Source organism: Isoalcanivorax pacificus W11-5, assembly GCF_000299335.2.
GTDB classification, from domain to species: Bacteria; Pseudomonadota; Gammaproteobacteria; order Pseudomonadales; family Alcanivoracaceae; genus Isoalcanivorax; species Isoalcanivorax pacificus.
The window spans coordinates 972,205-987,685 of the sequence record NZ_CP004387.1; the positions used below are offsets into that span (position 1 = coordinate 972,205).

The 15,481-nt window shown below is 63.6% G+C and carries 16 protein-coding genes; 12 read left to right on the plus strand and 4 right to left on the minus strand.

From position 1 onward, the window contains the following. Positions 1-75: 75 nt before the first annotated feature. Complete coding sequence (locus S7S_RS04595; RefSeq protein ID WP_008738288.1) at positions 76-1,017, minus strand: calcium/sodium antiporter; 942 nt, start codon at positions 1,015-1,017, stop codon at positions 76-78. Between the two features lie 223 nt (positions 1,018-1,240). On the opposite strand from S7S_RS04595, the gene S7S_RS04600 reads away from it, so the two are divergent. From S7S_RS04600 to hisC, 6 genes are read left to right on the plus strand one after another with little or no spacing between them, the layout of a single operon-like run. Next, positions 1,241-1,900 carry an MlaC/ttg2D family ABC transporter substrate-binding protein gene (locus S7S_RS04600; protein ID WP_008738287.1) on the plus strand — a complete coding sequence of 220 codons (660 nt, stop codon included), beginning with the start codon at positions 1,241-1,243 and terminating at the stop codon, positions 1,898-1,900. A gap of 55 nt (positions 1,901-1,955) precedes the next feature. Further along, on the plus strand, positions 1,956-2,210 hold the full coding sequence (locus tag S7S_RS04605) for a BolA family protein (protein WP_008738286.1): 255 nt from the start codon (positions 1,956-1,958) through the stop codon (positions 2,208-2,210). Between the two features lie 38 nt (positions 2,211-2,248). Beyond that, the gene (murA, locus tag S7S_RS04610; protein WP_008738285.1) at positions 2,249-3,511 is read left to right on the plus strand and encodes a UDP-N-acetylglucosamine 1-carboxyvinyltransferase; all 1,263 of its coding nucleotides are present in this window, start codon (positions 2,249-2,251) and stop codon (positions 3,509-3,511) included. An 18-nt stretch (positions 3,512-3,529) separates the two neighbouring features. Then, positions 3,530-4,189 (plus strand): ATP phosphoribosyltransferase, encoded by a 660-nt coding sequence (gene hisG, locus S7S_RS04615; RefSeq protein ID WP_008738284.1) that lies wholly within the window; start codon positions 3,530-3,532, stop codon positions 4,187-4,189. Beyond that, a complete protein-coding gene (gene hisD, locus S7S_RS04620; protein ID WP_008738282.1) occupies positions 4,186-5,505 on the plus strand; it encodes a histidinol dehydrogenase in 1,320 nt (439 codons plus the stop codon). Before hisG ends, hisD begins: the two co-directional genes overlap by 4 nt. Beyond that, positions 5,502-6,560, plus strand: a complete 1,059-nt coding sequence (gene hisC / locus S7S_RS04625) for a histidinol-phosphate transaminase (protein WP_008738280.1) — start codon at positions 5,502-5,504, stop codon at positions 6,558-6,560. Before hisD ends, hisC begins: the two co-directional genes overlap by 4 nt. A gap of 33 nt (positions 6,561-6,593) precedes the next feature. Here hisC and S7S_RS04630 read toward each other — a convergent pair whose 3' ends face one another. Next, positions 6,594-7,700, minus strand: a complete 1,107-nt coding sequence (locus S7S_RS04630) for a S1C family serine protease (protein WP_008738278.1) — start codon at positions 7,698-7,700, stop codon at positions 6,594-6,596. Positions 7,701-7,827: 127 nt separating this feature from the next. Here S7S_RS04630 and S7S_RS04635 point away from each other — a divergent pair, with 127 nt between their 5' ends. Together S7S_RS04635 and S7S_RS04640 are read left to right on the plus strand one after the other, a co-directional pair. Next, a complete protein-coding gene (locus S7S_RS04635; protein ID WP_008738277.1) occupies positions 7,828-8,583 on the plus strand; it encodes a Nif3-like dinuclear metal center hexameric protein in 756 nt (251 codons plus the stop codon). Positions 8,584-8,681: 98 nt separating this feature from the next. After that, the gene (locus S7S_RS04640; RefSeq protein ID WP_008738276.1) at positions 8,682-9,590 is read left to right on the plus strand and encodes a diacylglycerol/lipid kinase family protein; all 909 of its coding nucleotides are present in this window, start codon (positions 8,682-8,684) and stop codon (positions 9,588-9,590) included. A 1-nt stretch (position 9,591) separates the two neighbouring features. On the opposite strand, the gene S7S_RS04645 is transcribed toward S7S_RS04640, so the two are convergent. Then, positions 9,592-10,164, minus strand: a complete 573-nt coding sequence (locus S7S_RS04645; RefSeq protein WP_008738275.1) for a Z-ring associated ZapG family protein — start codon at positions 10,162-10,164, stop codon at positions 9,592-9,594. Between the two features lie 166 nt (positions 10,165-10,330). Here S7S_RS04645 and S7S_RS04650 point away from each other — a divergent pair, with 166 nt between their 5' ends. From S7S_RS04650 to S7S_RS04660, 3 genes are all read left to right on the plus strand, one after another. Continuing rightward, positions 10,331-10,972: an alpha/beta hydrolase gene (locus S7S_RS04650; protein WP_008738274.1), complete on the plus strand. Its 642-nt coding sequence runs from the start codon at positions 10,331-10,333 to the stop codon at positions 10,970-10,972. A 148-nt stretch (positions 10,973-11,120) separates the two neighbouring features. Beyond that, positions 11,121-12,203 carry a cell division protein ZapE gene (zapE, locus tag S7S_RS04655; RefSeq protein WP_008738273.1) on the plus strand — a complete coding sequence of 361 codons (1,083 nt, stop codon included), beginning with the start codon at positions 11,121-11,123 and terminating at the stop codon, positions 12,201-12,203. 66 nt (positions 12,204-12,269) lie between these two features. Then, positions 12,270-13,412 (plus strand): acyl-CoA dehydrogenase family protein, encoded by a 1,143-nt coding sequence (locus S7S_RS04660; RefSeq protein WP_008738272.1) that lies wholly within the window; start codon positions 12,270-12,272, stop codon positions 13,410-13,412. A gap of 321 nt (positions 13,413-13,733) precedes the next feature. On the opposite strand, the gene S7S_RS04665 is transcribed toward S7S_RS04660, so the two are convergent. Further along, the gene (locus S7S_RS04665) at positions 13,734-14,072 is read right to left on the minus strand and encodes a UPF0175 family protein (protein WP_008738271.1); all 339 of its coding nucleotides are present in this window, start codon (positions 14,070-14,072) and stop codon (positions 13,734-13,736) included. 254 nt (positions 14,073-14,326) lie between these two features. Here S7S_RS04665 and S7S_RS04670 point away from each other — a divergent pair, with 254 nt between their 5' ends. Then, on the plus strand, positions 14,327-15,289 hold the full coding sequence (locus S7S_RS04670; protein ID WP_008738270.1) for a helix-turn-helix transcriptional regulator: 963 nt from the start codon (positions 14,327-14,329) through the stop codon (positions 15,287-15,289). Positions 15,290-15,481: the final 192 nt, after the last annotated feature.

Sequence of the window (15,481 nt, forward strand, 5' to 3'; positions counted from 1 at the left end):
GGCTAGGGGCGCCAGCAGGAGGCGCCCGGCCAGGGGCACCTGTCGAGAGGCAGCAAGCCGGGACGCATCCGTCAATCAGCTCTGCATCACCAGCAGGCCGAGGTAAGCGCCATAGGCTGCCAGCAGCACGCCCCCTGTCACTCGCCCCATGGTGCGCCGCCGCGCCAGCAGCATCGCCAGCATCAGCAGCACCGTGATGCCCAGCATGGCCGGGTAGTCACGGTGTACCAGTGACGGCTCGATCAGGCCGGGTGCCACCAGTGCCGGGACCGGCAGTACTGTCACCAGGTTCATGATGTTGGAGCCGACCACATTGCCGATGGCCAGGTCAGCATGCTTGCGCAGCGCCGCCGCCACCGAGGCGGCCAGCTCCGGCAGGCTGGTGCCTACCGCCACCAGCGTCAGGCCGATGACCGTTTCACTGACGCCCAGCGTGCGGGCGAGTTCCACGGCCCCCCACACCAGGATCCGGGCGCTGATCAGCAGTACCAGCAGGCCACTGATGAACAGCCAGAGATCGGCGCCGGTGGTGCTGCCGTGTTCCGGGATCTCGCCTTCATCGCCCACCTGGCCCCGGCGGAACTGCCACATCAGCGCAATCAGCGCCAGCAGTGCGCCGATCAGGATGACGCCGTCCAGGCGGCTGAGCTGGCCGTCGTACATCAGGGCGCCGGCCAGCAATGCCACCAGCAGGCAGGCGGGCATGTCCTGGCGCAGGGTGTCGCGGTGCAGCAGGATCGGGCTGACCAGCAGGGTGATGCCCAGCACCATGCCGATATTGGCGATGTTGGAGCCGAGGGCGTTGCCGATCGCCAGATCGCTGCTGCCGGTCAGCGCCGCCGCCGTCGACACCAGGATTTCCGGGGCGGAGGTGCCCAGTGCCACCAGCGTCAGGCCGACGGTCATCGGCGTCATGCCCAGGCGCAGGGCGAGCCCGGAGGCGCCGCCGACAAAGCGGTCGGCACTCCAGACCAGGGCGATCAGCCCGGCAATACAGGCCAGTATGGCAAGCAACATGGAACCTCCGGCGGGGGTATCAATCTGAATGCATCAGACACATGGCAATCTGTAATCGCCATGGGGCGGCGCCATTAAAGAGGCTCGCCGCCGTACGGGCAACCCTGTGGCGGGCAATCCCGTGCGGAACACTGGACAGCTTCCGGCGCGCCTGTTTGGATAGCGCCTCGATCATGGAAACCGTCGCTGTGTCCTGGTATGCAGCGTGAAGGAGAACCAACCGATGAAACGTCTCTGGCAACAACTGCTCTCGATCCCGCTGCTGGTGCTTGGCCTGAGCACACTGGCCCAGGCCCAGGACCCGGACGATGTGATCCGCGACGCGGTGGAATCGCTGACCCAGCGTATCGATGCCGAGCGTGAGCGCATGAGCCGCGATCCGGCCTACACCCGCATGGTCGTGACCGAGGAACTGGAAAACCTGGTGGACTTCCGCCGTATCACCCGGCTGGTGATGGGCGAGCACTTCGATGCCGCCAGCCGCGACCAGCGCAATGCCTTCCTGGAGCGCTTCCGTGCCAGCCTGGTGCAGACCTACGCCGCCGGCGTGACCATGTACACCGGCCAGCAGATCCAGGTGCTGCCAATGGGTGAGGGGGATGTGCGCGGCAACCGGGCCAGGGTGCAGATGGAGTTCACCACCGACAGCGGGCGCGTGGTGCCGATTGCCTACACTCTGTTCCAGAGTGACGACCAATGGCGGGTGGATAACGTGATCGTCAACGGCCTGAATCTGGGCCGGGTGTTCCGCGCCCAGTTCGAGCAGGCCATGGCCCAGTACAACGGCGACATCGACCAGGTGATTGCGAACTGGTCCGCAGAGGTCGAGGTGGAAGGCGCGAACCCGGCCGAAGCGGTGGAAGAGGCTACCGGCGGCGCCTGATTTTTCCCCGCAAAAGCCGTATCATGGCGCCCTTTCACCAGAACGAGGCGCCATGATGAATCCCGAACAGGTGCAAGCCCTGCTAGAGGCAGGTATCGAGGGCGCGCAGGTCAGCGTACAGGGCGGCGGCAGTCGTTTCGATATCGCTGTGGTGGCCGAGGCCTTCGACGGCCTGTCCCGTGTGCGTCGGCAGCAGCTGGTCTATGGCTGCATCAACGCCAGTATTGCCGACGGCACCATCCATGCCGTGACCATCCAGACCTATACCCCGGCCGAGTGGGACAAAGCCCAGCGCATGGGCCTGGCCTGATCCGCTCCCGCTAAACACGACCCCAGGAAATTTTCTGCATGGACAAACTGATCATCACCGGTGGCAAACGGCTCGACGGCGAGATCCGTATTTCCGGTTCCAAGAACTCGTCGCTGCCGATCATCGCCGCCACCCTGCTGGCCTCCGAGCCGGTCACGGTGGGCAACCTGCCGCATCTGCAGGACGTCACCACCCTGATCGAACTGCTCGGCCGCATGGGCGTGCAACTGGTGATCGACGACCGCATGAATGTCGAGGTGGACGCCTCGACCATTTCCGTGCTGGAAGCCCCTTACGAACTGGTGCGCACCATGCGCGCCTCGATCCTGGTGCTTGGCCCGCTGCTGGCACACTTTGGTGAAGCCATCGTGTCGCTGCCCGGCGGCTGTGCCATCGGCAGCCGGCCGGTGGACCTGCACCTGCGCGGCCTGACCGCGCTGGGCGCAGAGATCAACGTGGTCAACGGCAACGTGCACGCCAAGGTGAACGGTCGCCTCAAGGGCGCGCGCCTGGTGATGGACACCGTCACCGTAACCGGCACCGAGAACCTGCTGATGGCCGCCACCCTGGCCGACGGCATCACCGTGATTGAAAATGCTGCGCGCGAGCCTGAAGTGGTCGACCTCGCGGATTGCCTGACCAAGATGGGCGCGAAGATCAGTGGCGCCGGCACCGACACCATCACGGTGGAAGGCGTTGAGAAGCTCGGCGGCTGCCACCATAACGTGATTCCGGACCGCATCGAGACCGGCACGTACCTGATTGCGGCGGCGGCCACTGGCGGCCGCATCAAGGTCAAGGACACCGCACCGAAACTGCTCGACGCGACGATCCAGAAACTGGTCGAAGCCGGCGCCAAGGTGGAAGTGGGCGAAGACTGGATCAGCCTGGACATGGAAGGCCGCCGGCCGAAAGCCGTGTCGTTGCGCACTGCGCCGTACCCGGCCATGCCGACCGACATGCAGGCGCAGTTCACGGCACTCAACACGGTTGCCGAAGGCACCGGCACCATCGTCGAGACGGTTTTCGAAAACCGCTTTATGCACGTGCAGGAAATGAACCGCATGGGGGCAGACATCCAGGTCGAGGGCAACACGGCGATTTCCCGTGGCGTGCCACACCTGAACGGTGCACCGGTGATGGCCACCGACCTGCGTGCGTCCGCGTCGCTGGTGATTGCCGGCCTGGTGGCACACGGCGATACCGTGGTGGATCGTATCTATCACATCGACCGCGGTTACGAATGTATCGAGGAAAAACTGCAACTGCTGGGCGCGAGCATTCGTCGCGTGCCAGGCTGACAAGGCTGAACCACGCCCATGGCCACTGAACGACCGCTGACCATTGCCCTGTCCAAGGGCCGGATTCTCAAGGAGACGCTGCCGCTGCTGCAAAAAGCCGGCATTGAAATGCTTGAGGACCCGGAAAAATCCCGCAAGCTGGTGTTCGACACCACGCGTGAGGACGTGCGCATCATCATCCTGCGCGCCACCGACGTGCCGCCCTATGTGCAGTACGGCGCCGCCGATATCGGTGTGGCCGGCAAGGACGTGCTGATGGAGCATGGCGCGGCGGGTATTTATGAGCCGCTGGACCTGGATATTGCCCGCTGCAAACTGATGGTGGCAGGGCCGGTGAACGCCGAACCCGTCACCGGACGGTTGCGGGTGGCGACCAAGTTCGTGAATGTTGCACGGCGTTATTTTGCGGCCAGCGGCCGGCAGGCCGACGTGATCAAACTGTATGGCGCGATGGAACTGGCACCGATTGTTGGCCTCGCGGACCGTATCGTCGACGTGGTGGACACGGGCAACACCCTGCGCGCCAACGGCCTGGAGCCGACCGAGCTGATCGCCTACATTTCCAGCCGCCTGATCGTGAACCGGGCCAGCATGAAAACCCGCCATGCGGATATCCAGCGCATCATCGACGTGATGGATGCTGCCGTGCAGGCACGCAAGGCCGAGGCCAGCGCATGAAAACCCACCGTCTCGCCACCACCGATGCCGACTTCGACCTGCGCCTGGCACAGCTTACGGCGTGGAGCGAGGAGCGTGACGCGGAAGTGGGTGCGCGTGTCAGCGACATCATCCGTGCCATTCGCGAGCGCGGTGATGCGGCGCTGATCGAATTCACCAACCGTTTTGACCGCCGCGATGTGCGCGATATCAGCGAACTGGTGATCGGCGCCGAAGCATTGCAGGCCGCACTGCACCGCATTCCCGCCGCGCAACGCACTGCCCTGGAAGCTGCCGCCGCGCGCGTGCGCGATTACCACCAGCGGCAGAAGCAGGAGTCCTGGCAATACCGCGATGCCGACGGCACGCTGCTTGGCCAGCAGGTGACACCGCTGGACCGCGCCGGCCTGTATGTGCCGGGCGGCAAGGCCGCTTACCCCAGCTCTGTATTGATGAACGCGCTGCCGGCAAAAGTGGCGGGTGTTGGCGAAGTGGTGATGGTCTCGCCCGCGCCGGACGGCGTGGTCAATGACACCGTGCTGGCCGCTGCCGCCGTGGCCGGCGTGGACCGTGTGTTCACCATCGGCGGGGCGCAGGCGGTGGCCGCGCTGGCCTGGGGCACGGCCACCGTGCCGGGCGTGGACAAGATTGTCGGCCCCGGCAATATCTACGTGGCGGAAGCCAAGCGCCAGGTATTCGGCAAGGTCGGCATCGACATGATTGCCGGACCGTCTGAAATCCTGGTGGTGTGCGACGGCAAGACCGACCCGGACTGGATCGCCATGGATCTGTTCTCCCAGGCGGAACATGACGAAGAGGCGCAGGCAATATTGGTCTCGCCAGACGCCGCGTTTCTCGACCGGGTGGCCGACAGCATGGCGCGGCTGGTCGGCACGCTGGAGCGTGAGCAGATCATCCGCACGTCCATGGCCAACCGTGGCGCCCTGATCCTGGCGCGTGACCTGGACGACTGCCTGGATATTGTTAACCGGCTGGCGCCAGAGCACCTTGAGTTGTCCATGGACGATGCCGAGACCTGGGCAAAAAAAGTGCGCCATGCCGGCGCCATTTTCCTCGGTCGTCACACACCGGAAGCGCTGGGCGATTACTGTGCCGGCCCGAACCACGTGCTGCCGACCTCGGCCACCGCGCGTTTTTCGTCGCCACTGGGCGTGTACGATTTTCAGAAACGCAGTTCACTGATCGGCTGTTCTCCGGAAGGGGCGAGCCGCCTGGCGGACATCGCCTCGCCACTGGCGCGCAGTGAAAGCCTGACAGCGCATGCGCGCAGTGCGGAATACAGAATCCTGAAGACCCCCGACGCCAAAAAATCATGAGCAGATACTGGAGCGAGTTCGTTCACCATCTTGAGCCGTATGTGCCCGGCGAACAGCCGAAAATGGCCCGGCTGGTGAAGCTGAACACCAATGAAAATCCCTATCCGCCGTCAGACAAGGTGCTCAAGGCGATTGCCGGGGCCACCGATGAGGCGCTGCGCCTTTATCCTGACCCGGACGCTTCCGCACTGAAGCAGGCGATTGCGGACTTTCATGGCGTGCAGGCCAGCCAGGTGTTTGTCGGCAATGGCTCCGACGAAGTGCTGGCCCATCTGTTCATGGGGTTTTTCCGGCAGCCGCAACCGCTGCTGTTTCCGGATATCACCTACAGTTTCTACAAAGTCTATTGCGGCCTGTACGACATCGATTACCGCACCGTGCCGCTGCGTGAGGATTTCAGCCTGGCGCTGGCGGATTTTGACAGCCACAACGGCGGCATCATTTTCCCCAACCCGAACGCACCCACCGGCCGCCTGTTGCCGCTGGCGGACATTGAGGCGTTGCTGCAACGCAATACCGAATCATTGGTGGTGGTGGATGAAGCCTATGTGGATTTCGGCGGTGAAAGTGCGATTGCGCTGGTGAACCGGTACCCGAACCTGCTGGTGGTGCAGACGCTGTCCAAGTCGCGGTCACTGGCCGGGTTGCGGATCGGTTTTGCGGTCGGCCAGGCGCCGTTGATCGATGGCCTGGAACGCATCAAGAACAGCTTCAATTCCTACCCGCTGGACCGGCTGGCGATTGCCGCCGGTGTGGCGTCGTTCGAAGATCACGCCGCATTCGAGGAAAGCCGGCAGCGCATTATCGCCAGCCGTGACGCGCTGACGGCGGCATTGACGGAGCGCGGTTTCCGGGTGCTGCCGTCTGCGGCCAACTTCATTTTTGCCAGCCATCCCCGGCATGCGGGGGACGCGCTGGCGGCGGCACTGCGCGAGCATGGTGTGATTGTGCGGCACTTTGGCAAACCGGCGCGCATTGCGCCGTACCTGCGTATTACCATCGGGACAGAAGAGCAGAATGCTGCCTTGCTGGCGGCGCTGGATCAGACACTCTGACGGCAACGGGGCGGCCTGCGCGGCCCCGGTCTCTCAGGTTTCACTGGCCGGTGGCCGCGTGCCGATTTCCACCGTCACGACCGTTTCCTCGCGATTGCGGATCACCGTCAGCTCAAGCCGGGTGCCGGGGCGTGCGGCTGAAATGATGTTCATCGCTTCATAGCCATCGCGCAGCAACTGGCCCTCGATACCCACCAGTACATCGCCCGGACGAATCCCGCCCTGGTGTGCCGGGCCCTGCAGGGCCACTTCCTGAATCAGTCCGCCACGCACTTCGCGCAGGCCGAGGTCGGTGGCCATCGAGGGCGTGACATCCTTCACCGTGACACCCAGCCAGCCACGAATCACACGGCCATGCTCGATCAGATCGTTCATCACATTGCGCGCGGTGGTGGCGGGCGTGGCGAAGCCGATACCTTCCCAGCTCCCGTCGGTGGAGAGAATGGCGGTATTGATGCCGATCAGATTGCCGCGCGTATCAATCAGCGCGCCCCCGGAGTTACCCCGGTTGATGGCAGCGTCGGTCTGGATGAAATTCTCGAACGTGGCGATGCCCAGATTGCTGCGGCCGGTGGCGCTGGCGATACCCATGGAGACGGTCTGGCCGACACCGAGCGGGTTGCCGATCGCCAGCACCACGTCGCCCACCCGTACCGGGCCATCATTGCTGAGGCTGACCACCGGCAGGTTCTCCAGCGAAATGTGCAGCAGCGCCAGATCGGTTTCCGGATCGGTGCCGACCACCCGCGCGGGTGACTCGCGGCCATCCAGCAACGCCACCAGGATTTCATCGGCGTCGCGGATCACGTGATAGCTGGTCAGCAGGTAGCCATCGGGGGAAACGATGACGCCCGACCCGAGGCTGGAAAGAATGCGCTCGCGCCGTGGTTCCTGCATGTACTGTTCCAGCAGCGGCGCGGGCAGTTCGTTATTGGAGCGGGTCACAATCTGCGTGGTATAGATATTCACCACCGCCGGTGCCGCCTTGGCCACCACATCGGCATAGGACGTCACTACCGGGGGAGAGGCCAGATGGCCGCCGGGCTGGCCGTTGGGGCCGTTCTGGTTCAGCCAGAGGACGGCAAGCCCCACCACGATGCCGGTCAGCACCGGCCCGGCCAGAAATTTCAGCACCTTCATGTCAGGTATCCTGCGACGGACATTGTGCGGCGGCGCGTGCCCCCGCGTACACTTGGCGGCAAGTGTAGCAGAGCCGTGAAGAAGGCGGCGACCGGCGCGCCGACGGCAGGCAACAGGAGTGATACCGATGGTAAGACGTGACGACATGCTCAAGGCACTGGACACCCTGCTCAAACCGCAGCAGTTCCGTGATTATTGCCCGAACGGGCTGCAAGTGGAGGGGCGCGAGCAGATTCGCCGCGTGGTGACCGGTGTGACCGCCTGCCAGGCGCTGCTGGATGCCGCACTGGTAGAAGACGCCGACGCGGTGCTGGTGCATCACGGCTACTTCTGGAAAAACGAGGACGCCCGCATCCGTGGCATGAAGCGCCAGCGGCTGCACACGCTGCTGAAAAACGACCTGAACCTGTTTGTCTACCACCTGCCGCTGGACGCGCACCCGGATCTGGGCAACAACATCCAGCTCGCGCGCCGGCTGGGGCTGGCCGTGACCGGCTGGCTGGGCGAGGGCGACAGCGCACTGGGCCTGGTCGGCCGCCTGCCGGAACCGATGCCGGCGGCGGATTTCGCCGCCCTGGTGGAGGACGCGCTGGGACGCGACACCCTGCATATCGGCGAGTCCGAAGACGAGATCGACTCCATCGCCTGGTGCACCGGGGCGGCACAGGGGTTTATCGAGCAGGCCCAGGCCGTCGGCGTGGACGCGTATCTCAGTGGCGAAATTTCCGAGCCCACCGTGCACTTTGCCCGGGAAACCGGCATCCACTATTTCGCCGCCGGCCACCATGCCACCGAGCGTTACGGTGTGCAGGCGCTGGGCGAATGGCTGGCCCGGCAGTTCGATATCGAACACATTTTCATCGACATCGATAACCCGGTCTGACACCTCCCGGCCACGTGCTGCCGGTCATGCCGCCGGCTACTGGCACCATGCTATGATCCGCGCCTTTGTGCGCAGTGCCCGGTCGGGCGGAACAGAACATGAAAGTGCTTGTAGTCTACAACCCGGCGGCCGGGGGCGGCCGGGAAGCTCTCCTGAAACAACTGGTGCGTGCGCTCACCGCACGCCACGCTGACGTCGAGGTGTACCGCACCCGAGCGCCGGGCGACGCTACCCGCCACCTGCAAGAGCGCGCCCACCAGGGCGATGTGGTCGTGGCGGTGGGTGGCGACGGCACCACCAACGAAGTGCTCAATGGCCTGGCCGGGAATGTCCCGCTGGGGATTTTTGCCACCGGTACGGCCAACGTGCTGGCGCGCGAACTGGCATTGCCGAAACACCCGGAACAGGCTGCCGATGTAATCGTCCAGGGTGTCAGCATGCCGGTCTGGCCGGGTGACCTGAACGGGCGCCGCTTCCTGATGTGGGTCGGGGTGGGGTATGACGCCTGGGTGGTGCAGGCCACCGACCTGACGGTCAAGCGCCGTTTCGGCAAACTCGCCTATGTGCTGGCCATGTTCAGCCAGATTCGCCGTTATGGCAGCCAGCGCTACCGCTTCCTGCTGGATGGCCGCGAATACCTGGCGTACTCGGCGGTGATCGCCAATGCCCGTCACTATGGCGGCAGCTTCATCCTGACCCGTCAGGCAGACCTGACCCGGCCGGCACTCCAGGTGCTGCTGTTCACCCGGCCGGACCGGGGGCAATTGCTGAAATGCCTGCTGGCGCTGCCGTTTGGCGCCATGGAGCGGGTGCCCGGTGTGGTGTCAGTGAGCGCCCGCGATATTCAGGTGGCTGTGCCGCCAGGGGGTCTGGACGAGCCATTGCAGGCGGATGGCGACCCCGCCGGCGTGCTGCCGGCGGCGGTGACGGTGGCGGAAAGGCCCGTGCTGGTCAGAGTGCCGGCGGCGACGGCCGCACGCTTCGACGCGAGGCGGCAGCCCGGCTGAGTCAGCGGGCTGCGCGCCGTGGCGGCTCGCCGTCCACGGAACAGCCCTGGTCTTCGCAGCCCTCGGCATAGTCGCGAGGGGGCTCGACGCGGGCGTCTGTCTCTTCCGGGGTGGTGATGGAGAGGTCGTCCACGGGCGAGAAGGGGCCTTCGGGTACGTGGTTGCGCAACCCGAAGTCTTCCGCCAGGGTGCCCTGGGCCGAGGGGGCATAGTCCAGCGGCTGGGTGACACTGGCCGGCACATCCTTGTTGTCGCCTGGATAGCCGGGCAGGCTGTCGAGGGATTTCGCCATCGCCAGCCGGCGGCCCTGCTCGCTGCACAGCGTGCGCGCGCCTGCCGACAGATGCTCATGCACGGCGCGGTAGGAGGCTGTCATCTGGTTGACCAGCTCAGCGGTACGCAGGAAATGGTTGTCCACCTCGTCCCGGTGCCGGGCCAGATTGGCCAGGGCCTCGTCCCGTTCCTGACGCAACTGGCGCTGCTGGCGGCGGGCCGGCATCAGCAGGAACGCGAGCGCTGCGCCGACAACGCCACCCATCACGAACGGCAGCAGGACAGCGGCAAGATTTTCCATGATTCACTCCTTGGCCTGGCGGTGGCACCCGATAGCCGGGGACCACAGCGTGCACGCTATTGCAGCACAGCTTCCTCACCAGCGCCAAGCACACTGCCGCTGTAATTGTTAGAATTCTTGGCATTCGGCGAACCTCGCCGCACACCCCTGAGACAGGAGCTGCAGCATGTCGCGCGCCAGCATTGAGAAAGTGTCCCTGAACGGGCCGGCCGGAACCCTGGAGGCGGTGCTGGAGGCCAGCGGTGAGGCGCCCTCGTTCATGGCCATCGTCTGCCACCCGCATCCGCTGTTCGGCGGCACCATGAACAACAAGGTGGTGACCACCCTGTGCCGGGCCTGCCGTGATGCTGGCGGCGCGGTATTACGGTTCAATTTCCGGGGCGTGGGGGCCAGCCAGGGAGCCTACAGTGACGGCATCGGTGAATGCGAGGACCTGCTCGCGGCCGAATCCTGGCTGAGCCAGCGCTATCCCGGACTGCCGCTGTGGCTGGCGGGGTTCTCCTTCGGCAGTTTTGTCGCCGCGCGCGGCGCACGCATTCTGGCCGACAACAACCGTCCCGTGCAGCATCTGTTCCTGGTGGCGCCGCCGGTGCATCACTACGATTTCGTATCGATAGATCGCGTCGACTGCCCGGTCACCGTGGTCCAGAGCGAAGACGACGAGGTGGTGCCCGCCGAGCAGGTGTTCGCCTGGCAGCAGCAGACACCGCTGGCCCCTGACCTGATCCGCTTCAGTGATGCAGGGCATTTCTTCCATGGCCGCCTGATACAACTGGCGGAGGTGGCGCGCAGCCGTCTGCCGGAATAGGGCGCGCCCGCTACGTCGCGGCCAACGGCGTCGGGGGCTTTTCGAGTACGGATCACAGGCCATCATCCAGGGCGCGCGCTGCCCGGCAAATTGCCAAGCCCCGATGTCAGCGCTACATTGAGCGCCCCTTTGCCCTCTGGGCGGACCCATGACACCTCTTGAACATTACAAACGGGACCTGGAACGCCCCGACTTTTTTCACGACGTGGCCCAGGAGCGTGCGGTGCGGCGCCTGGATGCGTTGTATGAAAAGCTGATCGAGCCGCCGCGCCGGGGCGGGCTGTTCGGCCGCCGGCGGGAGCGTGCCCCGGTCAAGGGCCTGTACATGTGGGGCGGCGTGGGCCGTGGCAAGACCTATCTGATGGATGTGTTTTTTGATGCACTGCCGTTCAAAGAGAAACGGCGCATGCACTTCCACCGCTTCATGCAGCACGTGCACCAACAGATGCGCGCCCGTCAAGGACAGAAAAATCCACTGCTGGCCATCGCCCGTGATTTCGCCGGCGACACCCGGGTGTTATGTTTCGACGAATTCTTCGTCACCGACATCACCGACGCCATGATCCTGGCGACATTGCTGGAGGCCCTGCTGGCTGACGGCGTGACGCTGGTGGCCACCTCGAACATCGAACCGGACGGCCTGTACCGTGATGGTCTGCAGCGAGCCCGCTTCCTGCCCGCCATCGCGTTGCTCAAAGAGCACACCGAAGTGCTCAATGTGGACGGAGGCACCGACTACCGCCTGCGGCTGCTGGAACAGGCGGAGCTGTACCACTGCCCGCTGGGCGACGCTGCCGACCGGTTCCTGGCAGAACGTTTCGCCACGCTGGAAACGGAGCATTGCCGGCAACGCGAACAGGTGGACCTGGACGTGGAAGGCCGGCCGATCCGTGCCGAACGTGTCAGCGAAGACGTCGCCTGGTTCGAGTTCCGGTCACTGTGTGATGGCCCGCGTTCCCAGAACGATTACATCGAACTGGCGCGTGAGTTTCACACCGTATTGCTGGCCAATGTGGAACGTATGGGGGTGGCGACGGATGACCTGGCCCGGCGTTTCATCAATATGGTGGACGAGTTCTACGATCGCGGCGTGAAGCTGATCATCACGGCGGAAACCCCGATCGAGGACCTCTACGCCGGCGGGCGACTGGAATTTGAGTTTGACCGCACCCGAAGCCGGTTGCTGGAAATGCAGTCACGCGAATACCTGGCGCGCGAACACCGCGCCTGACGCATTTCCCCGCCGTGACAGGCGGCAGCATCCGGCCGGGCTGACTGAACCTGACTGGAGACTGCAATGATCCCGCGTACGCTGTTCACTTCCGACCACGAGACTTTCCGCGATACCGTGCGCCGCTTCCTGGAAAACGAGGCGGTGCCGCATCACGAACAATGGGAAAAAACAGGCCAGGTGCCAGCGGAGCTGTGGCGCAAGGCCGGCGAACAGGGTTTCCTCTGCCCGATGGTGGCAGAAGAGTACGGCGGCATCGGCGCCGATTTTCTCTACAGCGTGGTGGTCAGCGAAGAAGTCTCCCGCCTGGGCCTGACCGGCATCGGCTGGGGCCTGCACACTGACATCGTGGCGCCCTATATCGAGCACTACGGTTCTGAAGAACAAAAGAAAAAATACCTGCCGAAAATGGTGACCGGTGAACTGATCACTGCCATCGCCATGTCCGAACCGGCCGCCGGTTCCGACCTCCAGGGCATCAAGACCACTGCCCAGAAAGACGGCGATCATTACGTTATCAATGGCTCCAAGACTTTCATCACCAACGGCCAGAACGCCGACCTGGTGATCGTGGTGGCCAAGACCGACCCGACCAAAGGCGCCAAGGGCATCAGCCTGTTCCTGATCGAAGCCGGCACCCCGGGCTTCGAAAAAGGCAAGAACCTGAACAAAGTCGGCATGAAAGCCCAGGACACCTCCGAGCTGTTCTTCCAGGACGTACGCGTCCCGGCGGACGCCCTGCTGGGCCAGGAAGGCATGGGCTTTATCTACCTCATGCAAGAGCTGCCGCAAGAGCGCCTGAACATCGCCGTGAACGCCATCTCCATGGCCGAAAGCGCCGTACAACTCACCATCGACTATGTGAAAGACCGCAAGGCGTTCGGCCGCAGCGTCGCCGAATTCCAGAACACTCAATTCAAGCTGGCCGAACTGCACACCGAAGTCGAAGCCGCGCGCGTCTACCTGGACCGCTGCATCGAACTGCACCTGCAGAAAAAACTCGACGTGCCGACCGCTGCCGCCGTGAAATACTTCACCACTGACCTGCAATGCAAAGTGATCGACGAGTGCCTGCAACTGCACGGTGGTTATGGCTATATGTGGGAGTACCCGATTGCGCGCATGTTTGCAGATTCGCGTGTGCAGCGGATTTATGGTGGGACGAACGAGATTATGAAGAGCATTATCAGCAAGGCGATTCTGGCCTGATGACGTCGGGGCCGGGGCTGTTCCTCTCTGCCAGAGGGGCTGCCCCGCCCCCTAGTTCAGCTCTGTTCCCTTGCTTTTCCCGGCACGGCACCTCGTCTTGCGGGTGCAATAGAAGTGACTCGGCCTGTCCAGTGTCGCCAGCAGTTGACCCAGCACCAGCCCTGGTAGGGCAAGCTCTCTTTGCGGCGCAGGTCTGCAACGATGGGCACTGAAAATCAATCGCTAAACCGGCCCGATTGTGCTGACGGCTTGATCAAGTGGTCAGTACAGGCCGTTGTTTAAGCGTCTGCCTTATGGGCAAAGGCAATCAGCAGGCCGGTGTCAGCGACCAGGCACGCCATTCATATCCTCCAGCTCCTTCTGGAGTTCGTCAGCACCGTAACGCACCACCGCCACGCCGTGCGTGCCGCACAACGTGATAAAGGCCTCCTGGGAAAGGCGCGCGATCCTGGCGGCTTTCCCGAGGCTGACGACATCCGTGGCAAAGAGTTTCAGGGCGAGCGCCGCCAGCACGCCTTCCCGCACGAGGGTTTCATCGAACGGCAACGCAAGGAATACGGGGCGGCCGTGCTTAGCCACCAGAGCGAGCTCTCCGGCTTCTGCGCCACGGACCAGATCGCCAGTGCGGTCGCGCAGGTCACGTATGCTGAAGGTTTCCATGGCATCACCTGAGAATGATTTGTGCCCACAAATGCTGGCACAAATTGACTGGGGGGTGCAATGTGATGCATGTCCGTTGCCCCGCCAGCCCAATGTCCTGGTTCATTCCCTGGTACTGGCTGCTCAGTCTCCACGCTTCCTCGTTACACGTCTTCGCCTTGCCGGGGTGTGACACCCGTCACGATATCTGCTTGAATCTTTCCAGCGCCGTACACGGGTGGGGGCGGCTACAACATAAGAAACAGGGATGCACCGTGAACCGGCTGGAGCGCCTATATCACATTCATGAGACCTTGCGTGACGCCCGTCATCCGGTGCCGCTGCGGCGACTGGTTGAGGCAATGGAGGTCACTGAGGGGGCTGCCAGGAAGGATATCCGCTATCTGCGTGATCATTTCCGGGCGCCGATCAAATACGACAGCCATCTGAACGGCTATTACTACGACCCGGAGGCTGACGCTTTTGAGCTGCCGGGCCTGTGGTTCACTGCTGCGGAGCTGCACGCTCTGCTGGTGTGCCAGCAAATGCTGGAAGGCCTGCAGTTCGACGCCATTGAAGACCTGATGAAGCCGCTCAAGGACCGTATCCGAGAACTGCTGAAAGCAGGAGGGCAAGGGGACGTCGATATCAGCACCCGCGTGAAGGTCCAGCCAGTCCATTACCGCAGTGTCCACAGCGCCACGTTCCAGGTGGTGGCGGATGCCCTGATGGCGGGGCGGCAGCTGAGTTTTGAGTATCAGGCGCGTAGCAAGGCCGAACGCAGAATGCGCCAGGTGAGCCCCCAGCGGCTGCTGTATTACCGGGATAACTGGTACTTGCTGGGCTGGTGCCACCGGGCCGATGCCCTGCGGCTGTTCTCCCTGGACAAGATCGAGCACCCGGTGGCTCAGGACAGGCAGGCGCTGCAGCGCACCGATGAGGAGCTGGAGCTGGATACCGAGGGCAGCTTCGGTATTTTTCTGGGCACGGCCCGTGAGCGTGCTCACTTGCGTTTCAATGCCAGCGCGGCCAAGTGGGTCGCGGATGAGCGCTGGCATCCGGACCAGCATGGGGAGTGGCACGGAGAGCATTACCACTTGACGGTCCCTTACGCCAATCCCACGGAACTGATCAAGGAAATCCTGCGGCATGGGGCGGATGTGGAGGTGCTGGGGCCACTGGAATTGCGAGAAGCGGTGGCTGAAAGGTTGCGCGAAGCGGTGAAGCGGTACGGTTAGCAGGTGCTGGGGGGGTACTGTACAAAAGGGTAGTGCCGTTCTGGTACAACGTGGCTTGTTAGGCTTGGGATAGTGGGACAGGAGAATGATGATGAACAAAAAAGAAGAAAGCCCCCGAAGGGGCTATCCAGTATCGGTGATGTCGAGCCGAAGCTCTCATCTTGTTACCGAAGGTCCCCACCATCGGAAAGT

Bases quoted from the DNA above. Each gene is read 5' to 3' on its own strand.
- hisC (WP_008738280.1), top strand. From the start codon at position 5,502: ATGAGCAGATACTGGAGCGAGTTCGTTCACCATCTTGAGCCGTATGTG.
- S7S_RS04605 (WP_008738286.1), top strand. From the start codon at position 1,956: ATGAATCCCGAACAGGTGCAAGCCCTGCTAGAGGCAGGTATCGAGGGC.
- hisD (WP_008738282.1), top strand. From the start codon at position 4,186: ATGAAAACCCACCGTCTCGCCACCACCGATGCCGACTTCGACCTGCGC.
- S7S_RS04650 (WP_008738274.1), top strand. From the start codon at position 10,331: ATGTCGCGCGCCAGCATTGAGAAAGTGTCCCTGAACGGGCCGGCCGGA.
- S7S_RS04595 (WP_008738288.1), bottom strand. From the start codon at position 1,017: ATGTTGCTTGCCATACTGGCCTGTATTGCCGGGCTGATCGCCCTGGTC.
- S7S_RS04660 (WP_008738272.1), top strand. From the start codon at position 12,270: ATGATCCCGCGTACGCTGTTCACTTCCGACCACGAGACTTTCCGCGAT.
- S7S_RS04665 (WP_008738271.1), bottom strand. From the start codon at position 14,072: ATGGAAACCTTCAGCATACGTGACCTGCGCGACCGCACTGGCGATCTG.
- S7S_RS04635 (WP_008738277.1), top strand. From the start codon at position 7,828: ATGGTAAGACGTGACGACATGCTCAAGGCACTGGACACCCTGCTCAAA.
- S7S_RS04630 (WP_008738278.1), bottom strand. From the start codon at position 7,700: ATGAAGGTGCTGAAATTTCTGGCCGGGCCGGTGCTGACCGGCATCGTG.
- hisG (WP_008738284.1), top strand. From the start codon at position 3,530: ATGGCCACTGAACGACCGCTGACCATTGCCCTGTCCAAGGGCCGGATT.
- S7S_RS04645 (WP_008738275.1), bottom strand. From the start codon at position 10,164: ATGGAAAATCTTGCCGCTGTCCTGCTGCCGTTCGTGATGGGTGGCGTT.
- zapE (WP_008738273.1), top strand. From the start codon at position 11,121: ATGACACCTCTTGAACATTACAAACGGGACCTGGAACGCCCCGACTTT.
- S7S_RS04600 (WP_008738287.1), top strand. From the start codon at position 1,241: ATGAAACGTCTCTGGCAACAACTGCTCTCGATCCCGCTGCTGGTGCTT.
- murA (WP_008738285.1), top strand. From the start codon at position 2,249: ATGGACAAACTGATCATCACCGGTGGCAAACGGCTCGACGGCGAGATC.
- S7S_RS04640 (WP_008738276.1), top strand. From the start codon at position 8,682: ATGAAAGTGCTTGTAGTCTACAACCCGGCGGCCGGGGGCGGCCGGGAA.